The 26065-nt window shown below is 31.3% G+C and carries 23 protein-coding genes; 22 read left to right on the plus strand and 1 reads right to left on the minus strand.

Annotated features, from left to right (window positions below; translation table 11 throughout):
• Nucleotides 1-169 precede the first annotated feature (169 nt).
• From FIA58_RS04020 to FIA58_RS04040, 5 genes are all read left to right on the plus strand, one after another.
• Nucleotides 170-1810, plus strand: a complete 1641-nt coding sequence (locus FIA58_RS04020) for a YncE family protein (RefSeq protein ID WP_140960311.1) — start codon at nucleotides 170-172, stop codon at nucleotides 1808-1810.
• A 343-nt stretch (nucleotides 1811-2153) separates the two neighbouring features.
• On the plus strand, nucleotides 2154-2936 hold the full coding sequence (locus tag FIA58_RS04025) for an AraC family transcriptional regulator (protein WP_394352405.1): 783 nt from the start codon (nucleotides 2154-2156) through the stop codon (nucleotides 2934-2936).
• Between the two features lie 61 nt (nucleotides 2937-2997).
• On the plus strand, nucleotides 2998-3465 hold the full coding sequence (locus FIA58_RS04030) for a carboxymuconolactone decarboxylase family protein (RefSeq protein WP_243754632.1): 468 nt from the start codon (nucleotides 2998-3000) through the stop codon (nucleotides 3463-3465).
• A gap of 128 nt (nucleotides 3466-3593) precedes the next feature.
• On the plus strand, nucleotides 3594-4409 hold the full coding sequence (locus tag FIA58_RS04035; RefSeq protein WP_140960315.1) for a helix-turn-helix transcriptional regulator: 816 nt from the start codon (nucleotides 3594-3596) through the stop codon (nucleotides 4407-4409).
• Between the two features lie 75 nt (nucleotides 4410-4484).
• Nucleotides 4485-4958 carry a DUF6265 family protein gene (locus FIA58_RS04040; protein WP_140960317.1) on the plus strand — a complete coding sequence of 158 codons (474 nt, stop codon included), beginning with the start codon at nucleotides 4485-4487 and terminating at the stop codon, nucleotides 4956-4958.
• A gap of 807 nt (nucleotides 4959-5765) precedes the next feature.
• Here FIA58_RS04040 and FIA58_RS04045 read toward each other — a convergent pair.
• Nucleotides 5766-7277: a sulfatase-like hydrolase/transferase gene (locus FIA58_RS04045; protein ID WP_243754633.1), complete on the minus strand. Its 1512-nt coding sequence runs from the start codon at nucleotides 7275-7277 to the stop codon at nucleotides 5766-5768.
• A 282-nt stretch (nucleotides 7278-7559) separates the two neighbouring features.
• Here FIA58_RS04045 and FIA58_RS04050 point away from each other — a divergent pair, with 282 nt between their 5' ends.
• From FIA58_RS04050 to guaB, 17 genes are all read left to right on the plus strand, one after another.
• Nucleotides 7560-8675 carry an FG-GAP repeat domain-containing protein gene (locus FIA58_RS04050; protein WP_140960319.1) on the plus strand — a complete coding sequence of 372 codons (1116 nt, stop codon included), beginning with the start codon at nucleotides 7560-7562 and terminating at the stop codon, nucleotides 8673-8675.
• 361 nt (nucleotides 8676-9036) lie between these two features.
• Nucleotides 9037-10764: a tetratricopeptide repeat protein gene (locus FIA58_RS04055; protein WP_140960321.1), complete on the plus strand. Its 1728-nt coding sequence runs from the start codon at nucleotides 9037-9039 to the stop codon at nucleotides 10762-10764.
• A gap of 130 nt (nucleotides 10765-10894) precedes the next feature.
• Nucleotides 10895-11272: a hypothetical protein gene (locus FIA58_RS04060; RefSeq protein WP_140960323.1), complete on the plus strand. Its 378-nt coding sequence runs from the start codon at nucleotides 10895-10897 to the stop codon at nucleotides 11270-11272.
• A gap of 31 nt (nucleotides 11273-11303) precedes the next feature.
• Nucleotides 11304-11867 (plus strand): hypothetical protein, encoded by a 564-nt coding sequence (locus FIA58_RS04065; protein WP_140960325.1) that lies wholly within the window; start codon nucleotides 11304-11306, stop codon nucleotides 11865-11867.
• Between the two features lie 18 nt (nucleotides 11868-11885).
• On the plus strand, nucleotides 11886-12302 hold the full coding sequence (locus tag FIA58_RS04070) for a hypothetical protein (RefSeq protein WP_140960327.1): 417 nt from the start codon (nucleotides 11886-11888) through the stop codon (nucleotides 12300-12302).
• An 11-nt stretch (nucleotides 12303-12313) separates the two neighbouring features.
• Nucleotides 12314-12901: a hypothetical protein gene (locus FIA58_RS04075; RefSeq protein ID WP_140960329.1), complete on the plus strand. Its 588-nt coding sequence runs from the start codon at nucleotides 12314-12316 to the stop codon at nucleotides 12899-12901.
• 63 nt (nucleotides 12902-12964) lie between these two features.
• Nucleotides 12965-13990 (plus strand): WG repeat-containing protein, encoded by a 1026-nt coding sequence (locus FIA58_RS04080; protein WP_140960331.1) that lies wholly within the window; start codon nucleotides 12965-12967, stop codon nucleotides 13988-13990.
• Nucleotides 13991-14043: 53 nt separating this feature from the next.
• Nucleotides 14044-14640 carry a hypothetical protein gene (locus FIA58_RS04085; protein ID WP_140960333.1) on the plus strand — a complete coding sequence of 199 codons (597 nt, stop codon included), beginning with the start codon at nucleotides 14044-14046 and terminating at the stop codon, nucleotides 14638-14640.
• 127 nt (nucleotides 14641-14767) lie between these two features.
• The gene (locus FIA58_RS04090) at nucleotides 14768-15205 is read left to right on the plus strand and encodes a hypothetical protein (protein WP_140960335.1); all 438 of its coding nucleotides are present in this window, start codon (nucleotides 14768-14770) and stop codon (nucleotides 15203-15205) included.
• Nucleotides 15206-15251: 46 nt separating this feature from the next.
• Entirely contained in the window at nucleotides 15252-15935 is a 684-nt protein-coding gene (locus tag FIA58_RS04095; protein ID WP_140960337.1) for a hypothetical protein, read from the plus strand.
• Nucleotides 15936-16685: 750 nt separating this feature from the next.
• On the plus strand, nucleotides 16686-18800 hold the full coding sequence (locus FIA58_RS04100) for a S8 family serine peptidase (RefSeq protein ID WP_140960339.1): 2115 nt from the start codon (nucleotides 16686-16688) through the stop codon (nucleotides 18798-18800).
• Between the two features lie 431 nt (nucleotides 18801-19231).
• Nucleotides 19232-19918 carry a hypothetical protein gene (locus FIA58_RS04105; RefSeq protein WP_140960341.1) on the plus strand — a complete coding sequence of 229 codons (687 nt, stop codon included), beginning with the start codon at nucleotides 19232-19234 and terminating at the stop codon, nucleotides 19916-19918.
• Between the two features lie 577 nt (nucleotides 19919-20495).
• Complete coding sequence (locus FIA58_RS04110) at nucleotides 20496-21074, plus strand: tetratricopeptide repeat protein (protein WP_140960343.1); 579 nt, start codon at nucleotides 20496-20498, stop codon at nucleotides 21072-21074.
• A gap of 245 nt (nucleotides 21075-21319) precedes the next feature.
• A complete protein-coding gene (locus FIA58_RS04115; protein ID WP_140960345.1) occupies nucleotides 21320-22099 on the plus strand; it encodes a hypothetical protein in 780 nt (259 codons plus the stop codon).
• A gap of 173 nt (nucleotides 22100-22272) precedes the next feature.
• On the plus strand, nucleotides 22273-23244 hold the full coding sequence (locus FIA58_RS04120) for a tetratricopeptide repeat protein (RefSeq protein WP_140960347.1): 972 nt from the start codon (nucleotides 22273-22275) through the stop codon (nucleotides 23242-23244).
• Nucleotides 23245-23659: 415 nt separating this feature from the next.
• Nucleotides 23660-24025: a hypothetical protein gene (locus FIA58_RS04125; protein WP_140960349.1), complete on the plus strand. Its 366-nt coding sequence runs from the start codon at nucleotides 23660-23662 to the stop codon at nucleotides 24023-24025.
• A 563-nt stretch (nucleotides 24026-24588) separates the two neighbouring features.
• The gene (gene guaB, locus FIA58_RS04130; protein ID WP_140960352.1) at nucleotides 24589-26061 is read left to right on the plus strand and encodes an IMP dehydrogenase; all 1473 of its coding nucleotides are present in this window, start codon (nucleotides 24589-24591) and stop codon (nucleotides 26059-26061) included.
• The last annotated feature ends 4 nt before the right edge of the window (nucleotides 26062-26065 follow it).

Consider the following 26065-nt stretch of genomic DNA (forward strand, 5'->3'; position numbering starts at 1 on the left):
TATGAGTGAATACTAGGTTTTTTTATTTAGTAGGTTTAAAGAAATAAATTTTTTATTTCTAAGTTTCTTTAAAAAAAAGGGCAATTTCCCCCATTTTATTTAGGTTTGTAAACTAATAGTTAAGCCTACTAGAGGTTATAGATTTGTATCATAATTTAAAAACAATATTATGATAAACAACAATTGGATTTTTGGAAAAAACGCAGGATTAGATTTTTCAACATCAATACCTACAGCAACACAAGGTAATGCAATAGACACATTTGAAGGATGTGCTTCCATTTCAGACAAAAATGGGAACCTATTATTCTATACAGATGGAACTAGCATTTGGAATAGTAGTAACACTCTAATAACAGCAGGACTACTTGGTGATAATTCTTCCACTCAATCAGCAATCATCGTTCCAGATCCTAGCAATTTGGATCAATACTATGTGCTAACAACTGATGGTTCTTCAAACGCAGCACCACCTTTCAACCATTTTAATGGAATCTTATTAAATGTACTTACATGGTCGTTCTCAACAATATCATCATTAACAACTTTACCAAGTACTAGAGGTTTTTCTCCAGCAGAAAAATTAACAGCTATACAACATAAAAATTGTAAAGATTATTGGGTAATAACCATTATGCAAAGAGGAAGGGATGGAAACACAACAGGAAGTGGCATAAACAATGGTGCAGGAGTATTTCGAATTTTTAAAATTGATTCTACAGGAATCCAACATCATACTGATATTCCTATGGAAATTGATGTTCACGAAGTAGGTTATTTAAAAGCAAGTACAAATTTAGAAAACATAGCAGTTGCTAATGGAGATAACAGAAATGTTTTGGTTTACCCTTTTAATAATACAAGCGGTTTAGTGGATATAAGTGGACTTAAAGTAATTAAAACAAAAGAACCTGTTTATGGAGTTGAATTTTCACCAGACAGTAAATTACTGTATTACGGAACAATATCTCCTAGTAATGGTACCGGAACAGGTTATGTTTATCAAGTAGATTTAAGCGTTTTGAGTTTAATAAAAGTGGGTACTTTTAAAAATAAAGGTGGTCATTATGCTATTGGAGCACTACAATTAGGAATAGATAATCGTATTTATATAGCAAAATCTGGTGAAAACTCACTTGGAGCTATTGAAAACCCTAATGTACCAGGCATAGGTTGTACGGTTACTAATGATTTTATTACACTTCCTAAAAATGCAATATGTAAACTGGGTTTACCCAATATATTACCAAATGCATGTAAAGATCATGATTGCAATTGTGGATGCACAGGATGCAATGAAGAGGCAGAAAAATTAAATGCAGAGTTAATAGAAAGAGCCAAACAAAAATACAATGTGGTACTGTCACATGACGATTGTAAAGAACCATTTATTGACGCTTGTGAAAAAACAGCAATTAATGGCCAACAAAGTTTCGAACCTTGTTTCTATTTTCATTGGGGAGACGGTATAAATGATCAAATTGAAGAACACGATACAGAAATTTTCTACATCACAGTTTGTAATACTTTTAAAGATATTATTTACAAAGGGCTAAGGATTACCAAAGTTACTGTAATGCCTAACAGTGCTCCACTCGATAAATTACAAATTGTACCCGATCGACTAATCAATTTTGATTGTTTATCACCATGTAGTTGTCAAACAAGAGAATTTGCCATGATTACTAGAGCAAATGATATTGCAGGAAACTATTCTTTAGAAGTCGAATATTGTTATGAAGAAATAGCCATTCATTCAAGTGCAGCAAATGGAGTAATAAAATTTCCATTTACTATAACGGAAGATTAAAAGAGCCATTTAACAAAACAAAAAATCCCAGTTTACAGTAGATTGGGATTTTTTTATATAGTTAACTGTATTGACTAGTCCTAAAAAATCGATACTGATTTATTAAACAAAAAATAGTTAATTAAACACTTGTAAAACAAATACAAAAACACAGTTACGAACAACCATCTATAGCAATTATTAGGTATGGCTTGAATTCAGAATTTTCTCCGAAAATTCAATGAGTAGTTTTGTACTTGCAAATTTTTTGTTATAAATTTACGAAACAGCTATAAGCGTCAACGCATCATTGTAAGCAATTAAAAGAAACATTCTGCTAACCGAATATTCCATATCAGAAATAATAACCTCAAATCCAAAGGAACAGTTTTACTATGTTGGAACTTTTGAGAATACCGAAAATCCAAATGTGGATTGGCCACACAGACACGATTTTTTTTCACTTGTTTGGTTTACCAAAAGTTCAGGAATAAATGTCATCGACTTTGAGGAATACGAAATCAAACCCAATAGGCTTTTTTTTATGCAACCCAAGCAGGTTCATAATTGGTCTTACTCAAAAGAATCACAAGGCTATATTTTGGTATTCGATGCACATTTTATAAGTGAAATTCCATTGGAGATAATGAACATCACATTTTTCGATCTGAAACCAAATAGCATCAAACTTTTAAAAGTGTTACTTGAAAATTTAATTGAGGAATCAAAACTGAACGACAATTTGAGAGAGAAATCAATTGTTTCAGGAATTAATTTCCTACTTCTTCACTTAACGAGAATAACAAAAGATTTAGAGCTTAACAAAAAATACAAGCCAATAACATTGCTGAAATTTTCAAAATTGGTAGCAGACACAATTTCAAAAAACCTTACGGTAAAAGATTATGCTGACCAACTTCATTTAACTGTGGAAAAACTCAATGAACTTTGCAAGGAAAATTATGGACAAAATCCAAAGAACATTATCTTAGAGAAAAAAATAACTGAGGCAAAACGGCTTCTATATTTCACGGACTTGTCGATAAAAGAAATTGCGTTCCAATTGGGATTTGAGGATAGTTCATATTTCTCTAGAATTTTTAAACTAAAGACCAAACTTTCTCCTTCGAACTTCAAAAGTACCTGATTAATCGTAAGAAGTCCTACAATAACTTTGTTGTTACTATCTATTTTTGTAGAAAAATTACATGAAATATTTAACAATTTTAGTAATCCTATTCCTCGCAATCAAAGGATATGGACAAACAGAAAAGCAAGTAAAAATGGACACTACAAAAACAGAACGTTTTAACAAAGGTTGGGAAAAATTAAAAGAAATTGACGGACAGGCAGGAGTCAACGTTATTGAAAGTTTAAAAGATGTATCGCCCGATTTAGCAAAATACACCATCGAATATCCTTTTGGAGATGTTTATAGCCGAGATATTTTAGACAACCAAACAAAAGAAATTGCAGTCGTTGCGGCTTTAGCGGCAATGGGAAATGCAACACCTCAATTAAAAGTACATATTAACGCTGCTCTAAACGTAGGAGTAACATCCGAGGAAATTTCTGAAGTTATGATAATAATGTCAGTATATGCAGGTTTTCCTTCAGCATTGAATGGGACTTTGGCATTGAAAGATGTGCTGAAAGAACGAGTATCTCAGGAATAATTGCTTGTAACATTGTATAAAAATAGTAGCGGCCTTGGTGTTTAATCAAAGTCGTTTTTTTATATTTATGGCCAGTCGTAAAACGCTAAGTAATATCCTAAGCAATACTTTTGCTAAAAAAAAATCTGATGAATTACCAAATTTTTGAAGTAGATCCAAAATTAAAACCACTTGTCAAATGTTATTGGACATTGGAAAATACAGAAAAAGTAAAGATTGAAAGGCAAACTATAGTTCCAGACGGTTGTATGGAAATGATTTTCCACTATAGAGATTTATACAAACAATATCTTGAAAACGGGAACAGTATTATCCAACCAAAATGTTTTGTAATAGGACAATTAACAAGACCGCTCGAAATAGAACCAACAGGTAAAACAGGTATTTTTTCTGTTCGTTTTCAGCCTAACGGATTTTTGCCTTTTACAACCGTTCCTATAAAAGAAATTGAAAACACAGCAGTTTCATTAGAAAAACTATTCGGAAAAGACGGAAAAGAAATCGAACAAAAAATTTTAAGAGCTCTTTCAACTTCAGATAGAATAAAACTCATTGAAACATTTTTATTCAATCGATTAACTAATACAGAAACTTTTGATCGTATTATAAAAGCAACAGTTGAAACTATTTTGACGGCTAACGGAAAAATTTCTATTGATGAGCTTTCCAAAAAGATGAATATCAACCGTAGACAATTGGAACGTAAATTTTCATCAGCCATTGGTTTAAGTCCGAAACAACTTTCAAAAATAATAAGACTTCAAGCCACACTCAAAATGTTGTTGAATAAAAAATTCACAAACCTTACTACTTTGGCTTACGAAAATGAATATTATGACCAAGCTCATTTTATCAAAGATTTTAAAGAAATGACAGGATTTACACCAAAAGAATTTTACGGAAGTAATTTACAGTTGTCATCACTTTTCTATGGAATAGATTGACCTTGTCGTATTTTTACAATTTTAGATTTTAAACTCATTGTAACTTTGTCTTCAAATAATTTAATAATAGAAAAAATGAAAACAAAATTCTTTATTACGATGGTAGGTATGATGGTACTTTGTGCTTATACAATGAAAGAACCAAATGACATCAACAAAGCAAAATGGCTAATTGGAACTTGGGAAAATAAAACTCCGAAAGGAATTATTTACGAAACTTGGAATAAATCAAATGACAGTCAATTTTCAGGAAAGAGCTATATCATAAAAGAAAAAGACACGATTATTTTTGAAAACATACAATTAGTTCAGAAACAGGACGGATTGTTTTATATTCCAATTGTTAAAAACCAAAATAGCGGGTTGCCAGTTCGTTTTGTTAGCAAAATTATTTCTGAAACAGAATTAGTTTTTGAAAATCTGCAACACGATTTTCCTCAAATTATTTCTTATAAAAAAATCAATTCAGACTCATTAGTAGCAGAAATTTCAGGAACTAAAAATGGACAAAAACGTAGACAAACTTTTCCAATGAAACGAGTAAAATAAGTGACGACCGTATGCAAAGTATAAAGCTAATAGCGGTTTGAACAGATATTTGAATCGTTTTTGCTTCATATTAATCATATTACTATCTTTAATTCACAACTGTTATTACACATAAACGTTAATAATAGGATACTTATATTTCAAAAAATGAATTTGAAATACATAATGATAGTTTAATAGTAATTACACTTAACAGTCCTCAAACAATTCTATTAGCTCAAATATATTTGAAAAGAAAATTAATAAAAAACGAATTAATCTATAAACCAGATTGGTAATTAAATTAGTAGTAGAGCTAACAAAATTTTACACAATAGTTTGTGTTAGAAATTTCTCCGAAAATTCCACGAGAAGTTTTGTAAAATGTAATCTTTTATTCTAAATTTATGCAACTGCCACAAGTGGTAAAACGTTGTAAACATTTGAAAATTAACAAATCTTCTTGCACCTTCCACGAGAGAGACTTTAAACAGTTAATTAAACACACTCAATCCTAATAATCCTACGGAAGCTCTATCAGAACACACGGAAACCAAATTGGAATTGGTGGAAACGTAAGTGTAAGACAGAGAGTTATTCATTTGTAATAAAGGAAGCTTTACAAGAACACACGGAAGCTTATTTGTAATACAGAGTTATTCTACCGACACACGCGGAAGAAAAAAGACAGACACGGAAAATAGTACAAAAAAGAAATTAGTACTATCAGAAATAAGCATTCATAAAGAAACCTCTTTTATCTATTTAGTAAAAGAGGTTTGTTATTCACTTCTAGTAATTCGTAGTAAAGAACTACTAATCCACAACCTAAGTAGAAGGAGTATTAACTCTTAGTTTTTCAATTTCAAGTTGATGTAATTGAGCAGCTAAGTCTTCCTTAATAGCACTGTAATCAGGATCATAAGCTAGATTAGTATATTCAGAAGGATCGTTTACTAAGTCATACAACTCATATTGCAGAAAATAAGCATTAAAAGCATCAAAATAGTAAGCATATTTCCATTTTTCAGTACGAATACATCTAATGCGATTAGCCGCTCTAATTATGTTCCAATTGCTATTGGATCCTGCTTTAATATCATCATAGGTAAATAGCATACTCTCTTGTACTGCTTTTCCCTCTTCAATAATAGGAAGCAAACTAGTACCTGCTAAACCAGTAGGTGCATTAGAAATATTAGCAATCTCTAGAAAAGTAGGCATAATATCAACTAACGTAGCTAATTTCATAGAGTTTTTCGGGTCAGATGAATTAAATAAAATAGGGTTAGACATAACTAAAGGAACACGCAAAGCTTCTTCATAAGCCACAAACGTTTTTTGACGCAAACCACCATGAGCCAATCCCATTTCTCCATGATCGGAAGTAAAAGTTACAAGAGCACTATCAGCTAATCGCTTTCCGTCTAAATCTTCTTTGTATAATTCGTCAATAAAATGCCCAATTTCATGATCCACTTTCTTTAAAAGCGAAGCATAAAAATTAATGTAATTGAGTTTGTCTTCAGTAGAATGAATTTCTCCTAAACTAACAGCCATGTTCAATTTAATTTGTTCTTGAGCCATTGGTTTTTTATTCAAAAGCAACTTTTCATCTATCGTATCCGGAAGTCCAACTTCTCTACTCAACCAACTTTCAGGATAATAACCAGAAGTAGCAGCTGTCTTTGGGTAAGCCAAAACATCATGAGGGTTTACAAGAGAAAGAATTAACAAATAAGGTTGATGATCTCCGTTTTTACGTCTTTCCTTTACTTGTTTTAAATAGGCAATAGCTTGAGCCGTATACTTCGCATCATGATTAGCAAAACCACCACCAAAATTAAGAGGATTTACATCTTCTCCTGCATCTGGAGCAACCCAACCCATTGCACCATATAAAGAAATATCTTCTGCGGTTAAATCTTCATAGTTGGTTTTTGTACCATTTGGAGCAACTCCTTTACTCATGTGCCATTTTCCTCTATATTGTACATCATAACCATCAGCCCAAAGCGTATTCATCATATTGGGTAAAGACGTATCAAGTGTGGGTTCTTGTGGAGACAATAAACCTCCTTCAGTAAGTGTTTGACTTACTCCATGTTTTGCAGGATAAATCCCAGTAAATAGAGTAGTGCGACTTGGAGAGCACATGCAGGTATTACAAAATGCTCGGTCGAAACTAAAACCATTTTGTTTAAGAAAAGTAAGCGTCTTGAGGTTTTTTTCTTCCCATCCAGGAGGAAAATGTTGAGTAGCTCTTTGCTCATCTGTAATAATAAGAATTAAGTCTGGTTTTTTACCAATTTCATTTAGTTTTTGTTTAAAATCCATCATGTTTATGTATTAAATGTTTGTAAATTAGTTTTTTTGAATGTTGTAAAAAAGTTTTGAATGCTGGTTTTACAAACGTAAATTTCCAATAAAATAAATTGGTATAAAAGAGTAGAAATACCTGTTTTTAAAAAAAACAAAACTAAATTAGCTTTAAATTATTACAATATTATCTAATCGAATTAATCCAATGAAAATTATAAAATACTAGTAACAGTTTTGTACTTGTTATCTTTTATTCTAAATTTACGCAACTGCAAAAGCCATCGCCCTTTACTTACAATTATGAAAAAAAGAGAAACACAACTAATTTTACTTGCAGTAGTAATCATACCATTCTTAGGATTTACACAAGAAGTATCATTTTTCAATGCTGATGGTTTTTTTTCAATTGGAACCCAATCAAACCGAACAGCTTCCATAACGCTATTTGATATTGATCAAGATGGTGATTTAGATGCACTTGTAGCAAACGGTAGACATTGGGCAGAACAAAATTATATTTATTATAATGATGGAAGAGGAGGTTTTAAATTAGCTCAGCCCATTGGAAGATTTCTTGATGCCTCTTATGTTATGAAAAGTGCTGATTTCAATAACGATGGATTTATGGATATTGTAGTGGCAAATGACAACATTCCAAATACCATCTATTTTGGTTCAGCAAATCAAGTTTTTGCTAAAGAAGCTTCTTTTGGTGCAATAGCTCCTTCAAGAAATCTTGAAATAGCCGATATTGATAATGACGGTGACTGGGACATCATACTCTCTAATAGAAAAGCTGTAAACGAAATTTGCTTGAACGATGGTAAAGGAAATTTCACTAATAGCATAACTTTTGGTAATCCATCCGATCAGACAATTCAAACAAGAATAGTAGACATTAATAAGGATGGTTTTTTGGATTTGATTACAGCAGAGAGACAATCTAAAAATAAGATTTATCTAAATAATGGAAAGTTAGACTTCTCAAAAAGCATCGAATTTGGCAATGAAGAAGAAGAAACCCGTTCTATTGATGTTGGTGATTTTGACCAAGACGGGTTTTTGGATATTGTAACTGGGAATTTGGGCTCAAAAAACAGCATTTATTTTGGAGACAAAAAGTTACTCTTTACTAGAATTTTTGATTTCTCAAAAGGACATATGACTTCCTCCATTAAGATAGCCGATTTAAACAAAGATGGCTATTTAGACATCGTTGAAGGAAATTCGGAAGAACGAAATTTTGTTTATTTAGGGCAAAAAAAGGGAAACTTTAAGGAAATTGGTTTGAGAGAAGAATTAAAAGATGATACCTATGCTATTGAAATTGGAGATGTAAATAAGGATGGATTTCCTGATATTGTGGAATCGAATTCTGGAAATTGGAATTTATATTATAAAACACAAGTAAAATGAATAACAACAATAAAGCGTATCATTTGTTGTGAATTAACAAAGATAGCTACATTACTAACAAATACTCACTCATTATCAAGTAACCATTTTCTGTGCTTATAAATCAAGAAAGTATTATAGTAGATAATTAATCCCAATAGAAGTTTTATGAGAGTAATCTTATGAATTCATTCGAAAAATTCTACGGAACTTTCTAAGTTATATTTTTATTTAATAAATTAAACGGAAGCTTTTCATGTTCCTATTTATGCATAAAAACGCCTATTTACTATAATTTAATTTTGAATAGTTAACTTTTTATGATATTTTGCATTTTTTTAACAAGAATATAATACTAATTTATATTCTTTAAAACTTAAAAATGAAAAGTTTTTTTCTTTTATTCCTTTGTTTTTCAACTTATTTATGTGCCCAAGAAAGCTCTTCAATTGAAACAGAATCCAACAGATTAGTGGCATTATGTAAAAAAAACGGTAATAAGCCAGATAGTTTATCCTTTTATGGTCATAAATTATTAAAGTTGGGTAAAGAAAACAACCATTACAAAGCCATTGTTGAGGGTTATTTTGCACAAGGTTATGCCGCTTCAATGACTAAAAATCAAGATATTTTTATCACTTATTTAGATAGCGCTTTACTTTATAAAGAAGAAATCATTGATGATCATTTTTCTGATGTAGCAAGAATCATGAGAAACAAGGCTATTGCTTATACCAAAAAAGGTGACTTTAATGAAGCAGAAAAAGTTTTCAAGGAAATTATAGCAGCCTGTTTGGAAAGAAATGATATTCCATCAGTTGCTTACAATTATAATAGTCTTGGAATACTTGAAAAAGAAAGAGGAGATTTTAAAAAGGCACTAAAATACTATGATAAAGCATTAACCATTTGGGATAGCATAGGAAATGAAAAATCAAAAGCAACTGTTTTTTTAAATATAGGTGTTTCACAATCTAATTTGGCTAACTACAATCAAGCTATAACAAGTTATCATCATGGTTTATCTTTGGCTAAAAAGCATAACATTCAAAAAGAAGAGTATCGATTTTATAACAATTTAGCTTCTGTCTATATTGCTATTGAAGAAAATGATTCCGCTAATTTTTATCTAGAAAAAATAATTCCTTATTATTCAAAAGCTAAAAATAATTATAGTTTAAGTTTGGCTTACATGAACTTAGGTCAGGTAAAACTAAATGAACAAGACCTGGAGAATGCTTATTTATTATTAACCCAATCTTTGGAAGGCTTAAAAGCTTCTCAGAACGCTAAATCTATTTCTCAGAATTATAGGTTAATTGCTAAAACCCTTTATGAACAAAAAAAATATGATGATGCTTTAATTTATTTAGATTCAGCAAATACTTTATCAAAAAAACACCATCTAAAAGTCAATTTTGACAAAGAGCACGATTTATATGCTAAACTATTTGAAGCACAAGGAAATTTTCAAAAGGCAAACGAAAGCTTAAAAATAAAAGATTCCATTCAAAAGAGACAATATGTCTCGGAAACAACAAACAAATACAATCAAATTTTAGTAGCGCAAAAAGTTAAAAATAAAGATAATACCATTACTACATTAAAAGAACAAAAGACTTTTTACCAATCCAATTTATTTTTTTCATTTTTAATTGTTTTGATTTTAGCGATAATTGCTTTCTTTCTTTTTAAAAGATATAAAAGTCAAAAAACAGAAGTGATAGCGTTACAAAAGCAATTGGATTCTTTTAACGATAACTTTTCCAAAACTCAAGAAGAAGCAATTCCTCCAAGTGCCATTTTAAAATTAAAGAGCAAAGCTGTTTTAAATACTACCGAAATTTTATACATTAAATCAGATGGTCATTATGCAGAAATTTCTTTAGAGGGAAGAGAAAAACCAGAAATTGAAAGAGCATCTTTAACAAGTCTTTTAGAACTATTACCAAAACAAGATTTTGTTCGTATTCATAAATCTTATGTGGTGAATATTCACAAAATTAAAATCATCAACTCTACAGAGGTAATGTTAGAAAATGGGGAATGGATAAAACTATCCCGTACCTATAAACAATTACTAAAAGACTTACTGAACAAAAGTAACTAATCCTTAAAATCAAGTAAACAAGCCTACTTTATTCATGTCATTCATGTACAAAAACAAGTCAGTGGTGACAAATTTTTGTTTTTAAGCCAATTAAAAGGGATTTTAGCACAATAAATATGAAATAAATATTATGAAAAAAATCAGTACCCTTTTACTTATTCTTGTTACTATTTCTTTTGCCAATGCTCAAGAGATTACTGGATTTAAAACAGAAACTTTTTTTAATGAATACGGTAATTTTCGTTTAAAGATTACACCCAATACGTTTGATGCTACTAAATCAAAAATAACTAAGACAAAAGGAGTCTATGGTATACGAATTTGCTATACACAAAATGGAGCGAAAAAAGCTGTCCTTAGAGATATGACCAGTAAAATTGTAACCAATGCAGAATTTATTTATGGCGAATGGGGCTCTGGAAAAGGAATTAAAGTTACGGATATTACTTTTTTTAGAGCCGATAAAATAACAAAAGAGCAATGGCCAAGTAAAAGCGATTGTCTATAAATTATAAACTACTAAATTAAATAATGATTTTATGAAAAGAATTCTATATACACTCACTCTTTTTTTTACAGTAACAGTATTCACCTATGCTCAAGAAAAAGTAAGTGATGCGACTTGGGAAGAAACTATAGACTTTATAAATTCTAAAAAAGAATATTTTAAATACACAAGGAATTTTGGTGAGAGAAAAATTAAGATTAATAGTCAAAATATAACTTCAGAAACTTATTGGTCTGGTGGTATGTTAAGATATAATAAACCTTATATGTGGGAAAAAGCTATACAATCTGCACCACTTAAAAACTTGAAAGAAGTGAGAGATTTTAAAGAGTCCGAACAACATATTTATTTATCATTTACAGGTAATTATGTTACAGAAAAAATATATGAAGCAAAGGATGATGATTTTACTATTTACAGTTATAAAGGAAGTAAATATACCTATAAAAAAACAAAGGAAGAGGATACATTTTATGGCTTATACGTGCCCGATATTGAAATGCGAGAACGAATTATAAAAGCTTTTCAACATCTAACCTATTTAGCAATCAAAAAACGAGAAGCAGAAAGAAAAGCTTCTGGAGATAAATTTTAATAAAATAAATAAAAAAAGATGAAGACAACACTATTAAAAATGATAACCTTCGTATTTATAGCCATGTTAAGTACAGGTTTTAGCACAGCAGACAAAAAAACAAATAGCAACACGGTAACATATTACTATTTTGCTTACGCCACTACAGGAGTAAATTATGAAGTGTATAACAAAGTTTGGATAACACCTTTAAAAACCATAACTATTAACACCGATTCGCATTATGATATTTCAGAAGCAGGAATAGCCAATCAGTTAAGAGACTATATGAAGGCAGAATACAATCTTAAAGGTGTATTAGGCACTGAAGGGAAAGTTTATGATGTTGACACCTTTAGTGAAGCCGAAGCTACTAAATATTACAGAAGCACCTTGGCAAGATATAAAACTAACACAAAATTATACGATTTCAAGTATCTTCCAGAGCGTCGTTAATAATAAACTTCATGAAAAAATTATCCATTGTATTTCTGTTGTTTTCTTTTACGGTCTTAAACGCCCAATCAAGAACTTGTTATGTGTTTATAAAAGAAAAGTCAGGAGATAGTTGGTATTGTCCAAAGCAAGATGAGAGTTATGAAATACATACCATTAGTGAAAAATTAAACTACACAAAAACACAAAAAGTACTAAATGAATTTAAGGAACGTTTTAAAGCAGGTGATAAAAAAAGCAACATAAAACAAGAATCGGTAACTATGGATCAAGAGGATTATTTAATCATCTATGAATACAACTATGCCTATAGTGAAAAAATACACGAAAAATGCAAAACCAATATTGCCAGAAAAATTCAAGGTTTTGCTGTTTCTAACCTAAAAGAAGTTGACCAAAAGTTAACTGAAAGTATAGAAAAAGCACGTCTAAAAAAGAAATATGTAAGTCATAGAATTATAGACATACACCAACCCTATATCGTAAAGAATAAAGGGGGTATAAGTGCGTCAAGTGAAAAATTGTTACAACTTCTAGAAAAACAAAAAGACTCTATAAATACACATAACAAAGCAATTGGTGTTGGTGTAAGAGGTTAAATAGTTTAAAAAAAGATATTAAGTATGGTTTATTATAAACTTGTAACCCTTACAACTTACTTCATGAAAAATTTTAGTTATATCCTAGTAGTACTTCTGTTTTCTAGTATGCTGAACGCACAGCTAAACGTTTCAGACAAAGAGATTTTAAAAGGTATGAAAGCTAAAGAGATAGAATGGATACCCAATCTAGATAATTTAGCTAGAGTTAAAATGAAGTCCACTAAAAAATGGGGAGTTTACCGTATTGATGCTTATGAAAATTCCGATGAGGATATTGAAGAACTTCTTTTAGATAAGTTTGAAATAAACTTTGAAGAGGTTGTTGCACCCAAATTTGATTCTATTGCATGGTTTAAAGACATGGAACCATTCATTATTGTTAAAAATAACAAAAAGTACGGTGTCTTAATGAACCCTTATGAAATTAATGATGCAGCAGATAAAGCCCAATGTAAATACGATGCTATTAAAATAAAGGAAGTTGAAGGTCGATTCTATACACTTGTAAAAGAAGGAAAACTTTGGGGATTGGTTGATTGGTTTGAAGACATCAGTTTAGTAGATCCTTCATTTGAAGACCCAGAAGACGTTCCTTTAATTTGGGTTGAATCTTGGGCAATAGACACTTTTAAAGAATCAAAAGAAAAATTAAATGCTGATATTCTAATTTTTGATGAAGGTAATGGTGACGGTGTCTTTAAGGCAAGAAATAAAAAAACTAAAAAATGGGGTATGTATCAATCTTTAGGTTCCAGAGGGTTGACAACACTTATTCCTGCAAATTACGATAGAATTACTTTTTTCCCATTTAATAGCAATTATACAGTTGTTTATAACAATGATAAAGTAGGTGTTTATCTGTCCTATTGGAGGTATGAAGCTAAAGCTGTAGAAACGGTTCCTTGTATCTATGAAGATTATAAAAGGTATGATGCAGATGGAGTTCCTAAACTAGCCCTAAAAAAAGCAGGGAAATGGGGTTGGGTCAACTGGTTAACGGGTGAAGAACAATCAGAGTTTATTTATACAACACCAAAAGACCTTCCTTATCCTCATTTTAAACAAGATATTTGGATTGAGGAATAATCTGTTTTTAAAATGATTAAATAAACTGAATATAAATTTCGAGTAAAAGACCAATGAACCTTCAACCTTTAAAAATCCCTTCTGGGTGGACAGTAGCATGGAATTTATTTACCCAAACAGATTCTACAGTAACTACTATTCATGAATTTTCTGGGAGTTTATTACTACTAAATTCTCCAACGAGATTGAAAGCCATTGAGGTAGAGTGGAAACCAGAAGGAGATCTCAATGGAGCATATCATTTACAAGTCATTTGTTTGTTGCCAAGATTTAATTCCAAGACCAACGAAATGGAATACGAAGGTTTGTGGGAAACTCCGGAGTTAGAATTTGCTACCAATAAACGCTTAGAATTAGTAGACAAAATTAACGAACTACTTTTTTATTTAAAACCTTATAAAGATAGCCGAATTGTATTACAACCAGGCATAGTAGATGAACCCAATGAAACCCTTAGACAAGAACTGCTTTCCAATGGTTTAACTTCAGAACTGATTACTAAAATGTTAGCATCTAACCATAAAGTACTACAAGGTTTACTTTTGGAGCATAAAAATATTGATAAAAATACCGTTGAAGTATTAGCGCGAAAAGGTGCAAGTAAAGGGGTTAGGAATAAAGCAAAACAGTTGTTACAACACTATTCATAATGCATTGCCAACTCCAGTCTACTTACAAAAAGCCTCTTAGATTTTCTATTCCATTTTTATTTGCTAATTTTATTTGCTGAAATACACAAAGAAATCATACACAAAACCGTTGTAAAACATTTGAGAAATGCCTATTATACGTTGTATAGATCAATCAAATTCTAATCAAACACTAATTGAGTTTTATAAAGAAATTAAAAAACACAATAATGCAATATCTGAAAGTATAAGCAGTAATATGCTCAAATTAATTGAGACCCTTAATTGTTTTTTTGACAAATCTGAAATTTATGCTTTGACTTCAATGTATAGTTTAGTATTACTTTCTGATAATACTTGGAAATCAAAATGGGTACTGAGACTACTTACAAACGGAACTGAATATGTGATTTTTGAATCGGATAAAAAAACGGGTGAATTTAACAAACGAACGGTTTACTCTAATGAAAATGAATTTATTAAAAACAGTATTGCTTTAATGAAAACTTATGATTATTGGAATGGAATACCAGAATTGGAATACCAGAATTGGAATAAAAAACTACCTATAAAAATGCATTGCTAGTGCAAGTCTACTTAAAATTTAGCATGCACTTTAATAAAAGATAACTATGAAACTGAAATTTATAATAGGGACAATTTTAGTTTGTATCTCTGCTTGTAAGAAACAACAGAGTGAACTCCAAATAAATGCAATTCCTACAGAGGAAAAATTTGGAGAAGAAGAATTGAATATATGCAAAGAACAATCTGAAAACGGAATTACATTTGAAACCTGTCTTAAAAAATACTACTTATTTACTCTCAAATCATCAAAAGGAGACGTATTGTATAAAAACGACAATAATCCTTCAGATTATAAATTCATAGATTTTAATGAAGATGGTTTTTTAGATATTCAACTGCACTTTATGACAAACGTTCCCGGTGTGAACGAAATTCTTATTTTCAATCCCAAATCAAAATCTTTTATTGAAATAGAGAACTTTTCAAATTTTCCTTCAACAATCAAAATTAAAGCAACAGACTTTTATTACTCGTATGAAAGAAATGGTTGTGCTGATAATAATTGGAATAGTGATTTGTTCAAAATAATTGATAATAAAGCTATCCGATTTGGTAATATCGAAGGTATAGGGTGTGAAGGATTTAAAAAAACTGGAATTTATATTAATAAAGTTAATATTGACGAAATTACCAAAATTAAATTCATTGCAAGAGAAGAAGGTTATTGGGATGGAAAATGGGATTTCATAGAAAAGTATTGGAATGAAAATTATAATAAATTTGAATAGAAATATGTGTGGTAACTTTGGATATTAAAAAGCATATTTACAAACACTTTATCCTTTACTACGTATAAATACGTACAATAAAACAAGAAAAATACGTATTTATACGTATTGTATGATTAAAAGAGATAGTTTAAATTTGTGAGGATATAATAAAATAAATAATCAAAAAACCATCATAAATGCTTGTATATGTGCTATAAAGTAGCAGGTAAATACAGATTGTACACAATCTGAAACAACAGTAAATCTAACAATTAAACAATGGTGCCAATGAATAAAATTAAAGAACAATAAAAAAATTAACAAACAGAACAAAAGTAGCTTTGATAATTCTTTGTTACTTAGTGGTTACGCTATTTTTTAATAGTGGTAAAGCTGATGACACTCAACCCAACTGTGGTTGTAATTCTGAAAAATAAAACAACAATTCCTTAATCTGTAAATTTGATAGGAAAACTGTTTTTTTAAGAATGATTTTAATGAAAATAAATATAGTAATCAAAAACATTGGATAGTTTATATTTAGGAAAACGGTGTGAATTGTGTCCATAAATTTAGTGTACTGATGATTTTTTGAACTCAATTTTCAATATTCCAACTTTTTCAAATGGCAATAATAGTATTGTAAGAGTAACTAAATTGGAACATGCACTTAATGTAAAATATTAAGGAGATTTAAATATATTTTTGCTCCAACCGATTACTTTTATAACAAGTTATAGTACTTCAAACAAACAAACAAAACAAAAAATGAAACAAAAAATACTGATAATCAATTTTTTAATACTAACATTTTTCATGCAAGGGCAAGAAAAAATGACTTATAAACTTCATGATAAAGTCATAGAGTTTATTATTTCTCAAGAAGAAATATATGTAGAATTTGCTAAAAATAATAAATCATCAATACAAAGAATTTCAGATGTAGGTTTTGAAGAACTATCTAACAATTCTGCAATTTTGAAAACGTCAAATTTACAAGGGACATATCAGAACCGTAAACAAACCTTACAAGATAAATCCTTAACAAAGTTTAAACGAATTGAGCCAGTATTAATATATAGTGACGGTACTCGTCAAATTGCAAAAGGAGAGTTGAACATTAAACTTAAATCAGATAGTTCAATTAATGATTTGCTAAAAGGCAAATCTTTCACTGTAAAAGTAAATGAATTTGTGAAAGACTTGTACTTAGTGAAACTCGATTTAGAAACTTCTGAACTAGTAAAACTGGTAAATCAGCTTCAAAAAAATAAGCATGTAGAATTTATTGAACCTAATTTCATAAGAATGATACAACCAAATACAAATGATCCAAATTTTGCATCCCAATGGGCAATAAAAAATCAAGGATATTTGGGAGGTACAGTTGATGCAGATATGGATGTAGATGAGGCTTGGAGCTATACTACAGGGACTGGAATAAAAATCGCAATTATAGATACTGGAGTAGATTTAAATCACCCTGATTTACAAAGTAATCTACTATCAGGTTATGATGCAACTGGAGGAGGTAGTAATGGAAATCAAACTGGAAATGCTCATGGAACAGCATGTGCAGGTATTGTTTCAGGTGTTGCAAATAATAGTATTGGTATAGCTGGAATAGCGTATAATGCCAAAATAATTCCGGTAAAAGTATTTCCTACGGTTGGAAGTCCTACAGATGCTATGATTGCAAATGGAATCAACTGGGCATGGCAAAACGGTGCAGATGTATTGAGTAATTCATACGGTGGTGGTTCCTATTCTAGCACTATTGCAAATGCTATAAATAGTGCCGTTAGTAGTGGTAGAAACGGTAAAGGCTCTGTTGTTTTATTTTCTTCTGGAAATGATAATGGAAGTGTTAGCTTTCCTTCAACAGTGGCTAGCGCTATTTCAGTAGGAGCAAGTTCTATGTGTGATCAAAGAAAAACTCCGAGCTCATGTGATGGTGAAAATTGGTGGGGAAGTAACTATGGTACAAGTTTAGACCTAGTTGCTCCTGGAGTAAAAATCTATACAACAGATATTTCAGGTTCAGCAGGTTACAGTTCTGGAAATTACACAGCTAATTTTAATGGAACTTCCTCAGCTTGCCCAAATGCAGCAGGTGTTGTCGCATTAATTTTATCAGCCAATCCAAATTTAACACAACAAGAAGCTAGAGAAATTCTAGAAAGCAATGTAGATAAGGTCTCTGGATATAGCTATACCACTACATCTGGTCAGCCGAATGGAACTTGGAATAATCAAGTGGGATATGGTAGGATAAATGCAAAAAAAGCAGTTGTAGAAGCAGTTAGCACAGTATGGATTGGAGTTCCACAAATCATAGTAGAGTTAGATCCTCTAGGAACAAATTATGTAGCAGTGCACATGAAAGGCGCTAACGGAACAAATATCAATCATCAAGGAATTACGGCTACAACGTGGCAAACAATATCAAGTAGCGGAGGTTGTACTGCTAGTTTTGGAGGAAGCGGTTTTGATGGTTTAGGTCATGGAAATTGTAATACATGGAGCGTGTATGCCAAAATAACTGCCACTAATTCTTATGGTACAACAACTATATACAGAACAATTACACCTCCTGCTCCTGGTCCTTGTGACAAGAACTATAGAATTGCAACGATTGCTAAAGACAATTATGAAATTCAAAAAATCATAGAACCTTGTGATAGAACTTCAAAGAATATGCAATCAGAAAGCTTACCAATAAATAAAAAAACTTCAATAACTGTATTTGATTTTTATGGAACAAAAGTATTAGAATCAAATAATAGCCATTTAGATGTCTCTCATTTGAAAAATGGAAGCATGTATATTATCAAAGCCAATATTAACAATGAAGAAATGGTAACGATGAAGATAATAAAATAAAAAGGGTGTAAAACACAGTATTTATAAATAGCAGTTAAGTACAAACTATAAAAGGATGTACTTAATTGCTTTTTTATTTTAAAGTTATAGTATTTTTACGCTACAGCTTTTCATATACCAACCATTCCCCATAACATGAAAAAACAATTCATTCTACTATTCTGTTTAACCATTAGTCTTTGCTTTTCGTAAACAAAAACCACCCTAAAAAGTGTAGTTACAAACTAGTTACCCTTTACTACGTATAAATACATATCATAAAACACGAAAAATAAATATTTATTCGTAATTGCAAGGGTAAAAAGAATAGTTTAGATTTGAAGGGATAAAAGATATTGAGACATGTTAAAAGACTTATCTTTCTAAATGTAGGTATAGGCCTGATTAAGTCTGATATATAAATAACATACTACATATTTAAAAATAAACACTTGAGAAAAGCGATAAATAGTATAACAGGTTTTATTATTGGACTTGCACCTTTAGCGGGAACAACAATAATTGGAATTGCCATTTATGCTTCGCTTCCAAATACGATAGGATTAATAATTGTAGGATTTTTGGTAGTTTCATCCCTATGGCTTGGACTAAAAATGTTCAAAAGAGTTCAAATCGTAGGACCAATAGAGTTTATGACTTCCGTTCATGCTTCACCTGATCTTGACAACCTTGAACCAACAAATGACAGCGAGACAAAAAGAAGAAACCCTGAAGAAATCGTTGAACGAATAAAAAACAATGACCATTTATTTAAGGGCGGTACTTTTAGAATTTACGGAGATTGGTTTGGAAAGCCATATGATAACTATCACGAATTAAAATATGCCGAATTTGATAAGCAATTAAATCGACTGACTTTGGTCTTTAAAGAAAACGAAAGACTCGAAATTTACAATCCAAGACACATTTTTGAAGCTTCGACTTTTTTGAAAGTGGTTAATGCAGACAGGATTACATTGACATGGTTTTATCTTGGGAAAACTCATGTAAAAGAGAATCAGTATTATCTTGATTATAAACGGAACAACAATAAAATAGTAACACAAACTGATGTGGATTGGTACAAGCCAACTTTTGATGTCTCATTGGGAGAACCTGCATTAATAATTTACGGATAAAAGCAATAAAAACGGATGATAACAACATAAACCATTACACAATATACTAGCAATCACTTATTTTTTTTAGTCTGAGTGTCAAACTTGTTTTTAGAGAATTATTTACGAATGGACTTCCCTAAAACTATCTTTAAAACCGAAAATGAAGCCTTCCATTTAGAGTCATTTATAGAAATGTTACTACAAAGCAAGAAGAATTTAAAAAGATAGCAAACGATAAAGTAAAAGCGACTGTGGAGCTACAATACTAAAAAGTGAAGTGGAAACTTTAAAATAAACACCCTTTACGGAAAACCGTAAAACCTTTTTAAAAAAGCTTCCTATTTTTACAAAAACAAAACACACCCTAAAAAAGGAAATTGACAAACATTTTACCTTTTACTACGTATAAATACGTACAATAAAACACGAAAAATACGTATTTATATGTATTGCATGTGAAAATAGAATAGGTTAGATTTGTAAGAGTAAAAAATAAAAAAAATGACGTTTGTCATACATAGCTACCTTCTTTTGGATGGCTTTGTATGATTTTGTCATATATATAAACAAGTTGTGTTTAATGTAAAAAAACCGAATGGAATACGAATTACCAGAAGATAAAATCCCGATTTTCAACTCGAATTTTGAGAAAGGAAATGAATTGGCTAATGGTTTGACAATAATAAAAGGGCAAGGAAATTCAAAACTTGGATTTTGGAATAAAAGAAAAGCCAAAAAAGCAATCAAACATTATTCTGAATGCTTATCTATTATACCAAATCATTGGCAGACAAATTGGTTAATTGCCAAAGTTTATCAAGCAATGTCTGAAAATAAAAAAGCTTTGGAGCATTTCGCAAAAGCAGTTGAAATAGAAAAGGAAAATCCTGATTTACCAAGAGAAGCTTCGATTTCCGCAATGGACTCTGGGAATGTAAAACTTGCTGTGGAATACTCTCAAGAAGCAATTAAACGTGAATTAAATGACGCTGGACTTTATTGCAACCACGCTGTGAATTTAATGGTTTTAGGAAATGATGACGAAGCTAAAACCTATATTCAAAAAGCAATGGAAATGGAACCAAATGATGAAATAAATAAAAATGTTTACTCTTTGATAAATGCTGTTGCGACAGGGAAGAGAAAAAGACCGAAATACAACGAACTGAATTAAAAAACACTAAACACAACAATGGCTATAAGTAATTGCTTGTTCTCGTCTACTTCTGAAAATCCTCGCGGATTTTCAGTTTGGTGTGTACTTGCAAAGTTAAGTGCTAAACCACGCAACTACTCATAGCCGAGACCGTTGCCCACAATATGAAAAAACTGCTCACGATAATATTTAGTTTGACAATTAGTCTTTGTTTCTCGCAAACAAAAGAACAGCTGATTGATTCAATTATTAAAGTAAATAGAGTGGAATCTGATTGTGTTGGAATTGGTTGTATGGTAAGTCCACAATACACAAGATTTCAAAAATTAAAGAAAAAACTAACCAACAAAGAATTAATCGAATTATCAAAACACGAAAACCCAACAATTCGGACTTACGCTTCGATTGAACTCATTCAGTCTAACAAAGGAAACGTTTCTGAATTACTATCAACAGAATTAGAAAAAAATGAAATGGTTGAGACTTTCGAGGGTTGTATTATGGACGTTGAGCCAATTTCATCAATCATTTATCACGAATATTGGAATAAAGTTAGAATTGACGCTTCGAGAAAAATCAAAGGAAATAATTACGAGCAAGATTTAGCAATGCAAAAAGCACTTGCAACTGACTTGACAATGGAAAAATTGGATAGTATAATAATCTATTCAGAAAAAGAAATTTATTGGTTACTTTATGACAGAACCTTTGAGAATAGAAAACACAAAGACAGTTATTTGCCTCGAATTAAGGAATTGGCTTTTAGTAAAAACAATGCTTATGCATTTGATTATTTAAAAAAATATTACTCGTCTGAATACTCGGAGGAAATGGAAAATTATTTAAAAAACGACTTTCCGAAAGCTAAATTTCAAACCGAAAATGAAGTTTTCTATTTACACTCATTTATAGAAACATTATTGGAAAGTAAAAACGAGGAATTTAAAAAGATTGCGATAGATAAATTGAGAGCAGATGAAGTTTGGAAAGATCGAAAAGGTTGGTTTAATACGACTTTAAAAAAACACGGAATTGAACTCTGAAAATAAAATACTGTGGGCAACACCGTGTATAATTAATGGCTGGTTCTCGCCTACTTACGAAAATCCTCGCGGATTTTCTATTCGGTTTTTATTTGCTAAATTAGTTGCTTAACCACGCAACGCACCATATACAAACACGTTACCTGCAATACATAAAAACCAAATAATTAATAATGAAACAACTATTTACAATTTTAGCTTTAACATTTTTTACAACATTTTTTGGACAAACTGCCGATGAATATCTAAAAATGGGTATTGAAAAGCATAATTCAAAAGACCTTGATGGAGCAATAAAAGAATATGGCAAAGCTATCAAGACAGACAAAAATTTAACTGTAGCATATTTAAATCGAGGTATGTGTGAACTTGCTTTACAAGATTATAAATCCGCTTTAAAAGATTTTGATAAAACGATTGAACTTAATCCTAAAATGGCAGACGCATATTATAGCAGAGCAACTGTTTTAATAAGTCAGAAAAAATACACTGAAGCATTACCAGATTTGGACAAAACAATTGAATTATTACCTACAACACCAAATGCATTAACACTTCGAGGTCAAATAAGAGCAAATACAGGAAACAAAAAAGGTGCTTGTGAAGATTTTAATAAAGCAAAACAAATCGGTGATAAGCAAGCAGAAAAATATTTAAGTCAATTTTGTGGCAACGAACAACAAGACGGAGAATCTCTAAAGTTACATTGGCCTGAAAGTGAAAACTGGAAAGTGGGAAGTAATCAAGAGAATGAAGAAATGACAATGCTCGAACTAATTCCTTCAAATGAGACTTTTGAAAATTGGACAGAAATTGGGACAATGATGGCAATAAAAGGTGCTAAAAATATTCCAATGGATAAAGCAATGAACATGATGTTTGAACAATCTAAAAAAAATTCGCCAAAAGCTAAATTGACATTTATTGAAAAAGACGAAAGCGTAAAATTTCCTTGGATTATATTTACAATCGAATGTCCAAATTTCAAAAATGACAAAAAACCTGAATCACAACTTTGGTATATTGTACAAGGTAAAACATCTTTATATACAAATTTTAGAGCAATCAAAAAATCAGAAATCCCAACAGACTTAAAAGAAAAATGGATTAAATTTTTTAAAACAAGTGAAATTATTTATCAATAGAAAACTTGTACTGCAGGTAACAGCGGTAGCTGTTGCACAACCTCTCCAAAAAGCTAAATTTTCTAAATAAATAAAAATATTGACCTCATTTAAAGTGATTTAAGCGAGGTTTCTTTTTTGACTAAAGGACAATTTTACAAAAATTGATAGGCTTAAAAAAGCTATTTTTAACTCATAAAATTGTGTTTTTAGAAAAGTGTGTACTTTTCCTTGTTCTATAATACAACTTGGGCTTTTATACTTGATTTTTTAACCACAAACTTCATGTATTTCTCCGCTCCTCCTGACTTTGAGGTATACTATTGCAACACCATCACTCTCCTTTTATAAAGGCAAAATCTTTGAAATTCAAAATAAATAACAAACAAAAACAAAACACTAACTTTCTAAACCTAAACAATTCAAAAAAATGCAATTGAAGAAAACCGTATATTTTATTATCTTTTTATCTCAAATTTTATTTTATAGTTGCTCTAAATGTGGAGACAATGAAAAAATGATTGGGCAATATGGAATTGAAATGAAAGGTGTTACTGTTAAGGATACCACAAAAGGAAAAGAAGCAATAAATTTTTTAACTCTTAATAGAGATTATACTTTTAGCTTAATAAATAGCTATGAAAAAACAGGAATTTCTGGCTCATGGAAAATACTTTCATGCCAAACCGTTAAAAATAATTTTGGAGAAAGAGTTCCAGAATCAATTTTAGAATTTAAGCTAAACAATAAGAAAATTAAAGCGACTTTTCGCGACTCAAGAATAACTTTTTGTATATCCTGAAGATTTATATGGTGCTAGATATAAAAATCTTCGGTATGTAAAACTCAACATAAACAAATAAAAGCAACTTCTGCTCTCCAAAGTACAAATCTTCAAACTCCTAACTTTCAATCATCATCTAGTTCCCTTTTTTAAAAACCTCACACAAAATTTTACCTCAAGAACATAAAATTTTATCTCAAAGACATAAAATTTTAAGTCAGGAACATAAAATTTTACGTCAAGGACCTAAACTTTTACGTTGGTAGACCTAAAATTTTACGTCAGGCACTTAAACTTTTATGTCTCCGACTTAAAATTTTAGGTTATTGTACCTTTTTTACCAGTAATTTACTGCCAAATTGTCTTTTTAGGCTGCTTTCAATTAGGTAATTACTGCTGTATTGCTTTTGTAAATAGTGTTGCTAGACTAAATTTCAAGCGGGCAAAGTATATTTTACCTTATAGTGGTACTAAGAATTTGTATGCAACTGAAAATATCAGATAGAAAAAACTTCTAACTTCTAACTCAAAACTCCTAAATTTTTCCTATATTTGCACGCAATTTAACTACAAATTGCAAGATGAAAGCACACTCAACTAAAATCATCGGAGAAGGTCTTACATACGATGATGTCCTACTAATTCCAAATTATTCTCAAGTGCTGCCTCGTGAAGTCAGTATTCAAACTAAATTTTCAAGAAATATCACGCTAAATGTGCCTATTGTTTCCGCAGCAATGGATACCGTTACCGAAAGTGCTATGGCTATTGCTATGGCGCAAGAAGGAGGTATAGGCGTGTTGCACAAAAACATGACGATCGACCAACAAGCTGCCGAAGTGCGTAAAGTAAAACGTGCCGAATCAGGCATGATTATCGATCCAGTAACTTTGCCTTTAACCGCTACTGTGGGCGATGCCAAAAGAGCCATGAAAGAGCACGGTATCGGTGGAATTCCAGTAGTAGATGCTACCATGACTTTAAAAGGAATTGTAACCAACAGGGATTTGCGTTTCGAAAAGAAAAACGAAAGACCGATTACCGAAGTGATGACTTCTGAAAATTTAGTAACTGCTCAAGTAGGCACTACTTTACAACAAGCAGAAGAAATTCTACAAGATCATAAAATCGAAAAATTATTAGTGGTTTCGGAAGGCAACAAATTAGCCGGATTAATTACTTTTAGAGATATTACCAAGTTAACGCAAAAACCCAATGCCAACAAAGACATTTACGGTCGTTTGCGTGTAGCAGCAGCACTAGGTGTTACGGCTGATGCGGTGGATAGAGCTACGGCTTTAGTCAATGCTGGAGTGGATGCTGTCATCATCGATACCGCTCACGGACATACGAAAGGTGTGGTGGATGTATTAAAAGCAGTAAAAGCTGCTTTCCCAACTTTAGATGTAGTGGTGGGTAATATAGCAACACCAGAAGCGGCTCAATATCTAGTAGATAATGGAGCAGATGGTGTGAAAGTAGGTATAGGACCAGGTTCGATTTGTACGACTAGAGTAGTAGCGGGTGTTGGGTTTCCCCAATTTTCAGCTGTACTAGAAGTTGCTGCTGCTATAAAAGGAAGCGGTGTTCCGGTAATCGCAGATGGTGGAATTCGTTATACAGGTGATATCCCTAAAGCCGTGGCTGCAGGAGCGGATTGTGTGATGTTAGGCTCTTTATTAGCAGGAACCAAAGAATCTCCAGGAGAAACCATTATTTTTGAAGGTAGAAAATTCAAATCGTATAGAGGCATGGGGTCGGTAGAAGCGATGCAAGAAGGTTCGAAAGACCGTTATTTCCAAGATGTAGAAGACGATGTGAAGAAATTAGTTCCAGAAGGAATCGTAGGTCGTGTGCCTTATAAAGGGGAATTGAATGAAAGCATGCAACAATTTATTGGTGGTTTACGTGCAGGAATGGGTTATTGTGGAGCAAAAGACGTGGCAACCTTACAAGAATCGGGTCGTTTTGTTCGAATCACTTCTAGTGGTATTGGCGAAAGTCACCCACACAATGTAACAATTACTAAGGAAGCGCCTAATTATTCAAGATAAGAAG

Source organism: Flavobacterium jejuense, assembly GCF_006491595.2.
In the GTDB taxonomy this organism is placed as follows: domain Bacteria; phylum Bacteroidota; class Bacteroidia; order Flavobacteriales; family Flavobacteriaceae; genus Flavobacterium; species Flavobacterium jejuense.

Excerpts from the sequence above, each read along its gene's own strand:
- FIA58_RS04020 (WP_140960311.1), top strand. The coding sequence starts at position 170 with ATGATAAACAACAATTGGATTTTTGGAAAAAACGCAGGATTAGATTTT.
- FIA58_RS04030 (WP_243754632.1), top strand. The coding sequence starts at position 2,998 with ATGAAATATTTAACAATTTTAGTAATCCTATTCCTCGCAATCAAAGGA.
- FIA58_RS04035 (WP_140960315.1), top strand. The coding sequence starts at position 3,594 with ATGAATTACCAAATTTTTGAAGTAGATCCAAAATTAAAACCACTTGTC.
- FIA58_RS04040 (WP_140960317.1), top strand. The coding sequence starts at position 4,485 with ATGAAAACAAAATTCTTTATTACGATGGTAGGTATGATGGTACTTTGT.
- FIA58_RS04045 (WP_243754633.1), bottom strand. The coding sequence starts at position 7,277 with ATGATGGATTTTAAACAAAAACTAAATGAAATTGGTAAAAAACCAGAC.
- FIA58_RS04050 (WP_140960319.1), top strand. The coding sequence starts at position 7,560 with ATGAAAAAAAGAGAAACACAACTAATTTTACTTGCAGTAGTAATCATA.
- FIA58_RS04055 (WP_140960321.1), top strand. The coding sequence starts at position 9,037 with ATGAAAAGTTTTTTTCTTTTATTCCTTTGTTTTTCAACTTATTTATGT.
- FIA58_RS04060 (WP_140960323.1), top strand. The coding sequence starts at position 10,895 with ATGAAAAAAATCAGTACCCTTTTACTTATTCTTGTTACTATTTCTTTT.
- FIA58_RS04065 (WP_140960325.1), top strand. The coding sequence starts at position 11,304 with ATGAAAAGAATTCTATATACACTCACTCTTTTTTTTACAGTAACAGTA.
- FIA58_RS04070 (WP_140960327.1), top strand. The coding sequence starts at position 11,886 with ATGAAGACAACACTATTAAAAATGATAACCTTCGTATTTATAGCCATG.
- FIA58_RS04075 (WP_140960329.1), top strand. The coding sequence starts at position 12,314 with ATGAAAAAATTATCCATTGTATTTCTGTTGTTTTCTTTTACGGTCTTA.
- FIA58_RS04080 (WP_140960331.1), top strand. The coding sequence starts at position 12,965 with ATGAAAAATTTTAGTTATATCCTAGTAGTACTTCTGTTTTCTAGTATG.
- FIA58_RS04085 (WP_140960333.1), top strand. The coding sequence starts at position 14,044 with ATGAACCTTCAACCTTTAAAAATCCCTTCTGGGTGGACAGTAGCATGG.
- FIA58_RS04090 (WP_140960335.1), top strand. The coding sequence starts at position 14,768 with ATGCCTATTATACGTTGTATAGATCAATCAAATTCTAATCAAACACTA.
- FIA58_RS04095 (WP_140960337.1), top strand. The coding sequence starts at position 15,252 with ATGAAACTGAAATTTATAATAGGGACAATTTTAGTTTGTATCTCTGCT.
- FIA58_RS04100 (WP_140960339.1), top strand. The coding sequence starts at position 16,686 with ATGAAACAAAAAATACTGATAATCAATTTTTTAATACTAACATTTTTC.
- FIA58_RS04110 (WP_140960343.1), top strand. The coding sequence starts at position 20,496 with ATGGAATACGAATTACCAGAAGATAAAATCCCGATTTTCAACTCGAAT.
- FIA58_RS04120 (WP_140960347.1), top strand. The coding sequence starts at position 22,273 with ATGAAACAACTATTTACAATTTTAGCTTTAACATTTTTTACAACATTT.
- guaB (WP_140960352.1), top strand. The coding sequence starts at position 24,589 with ATGAAAGCACACTCAACTAAAATCATCGGAGAAGGTCTTACATACGAT.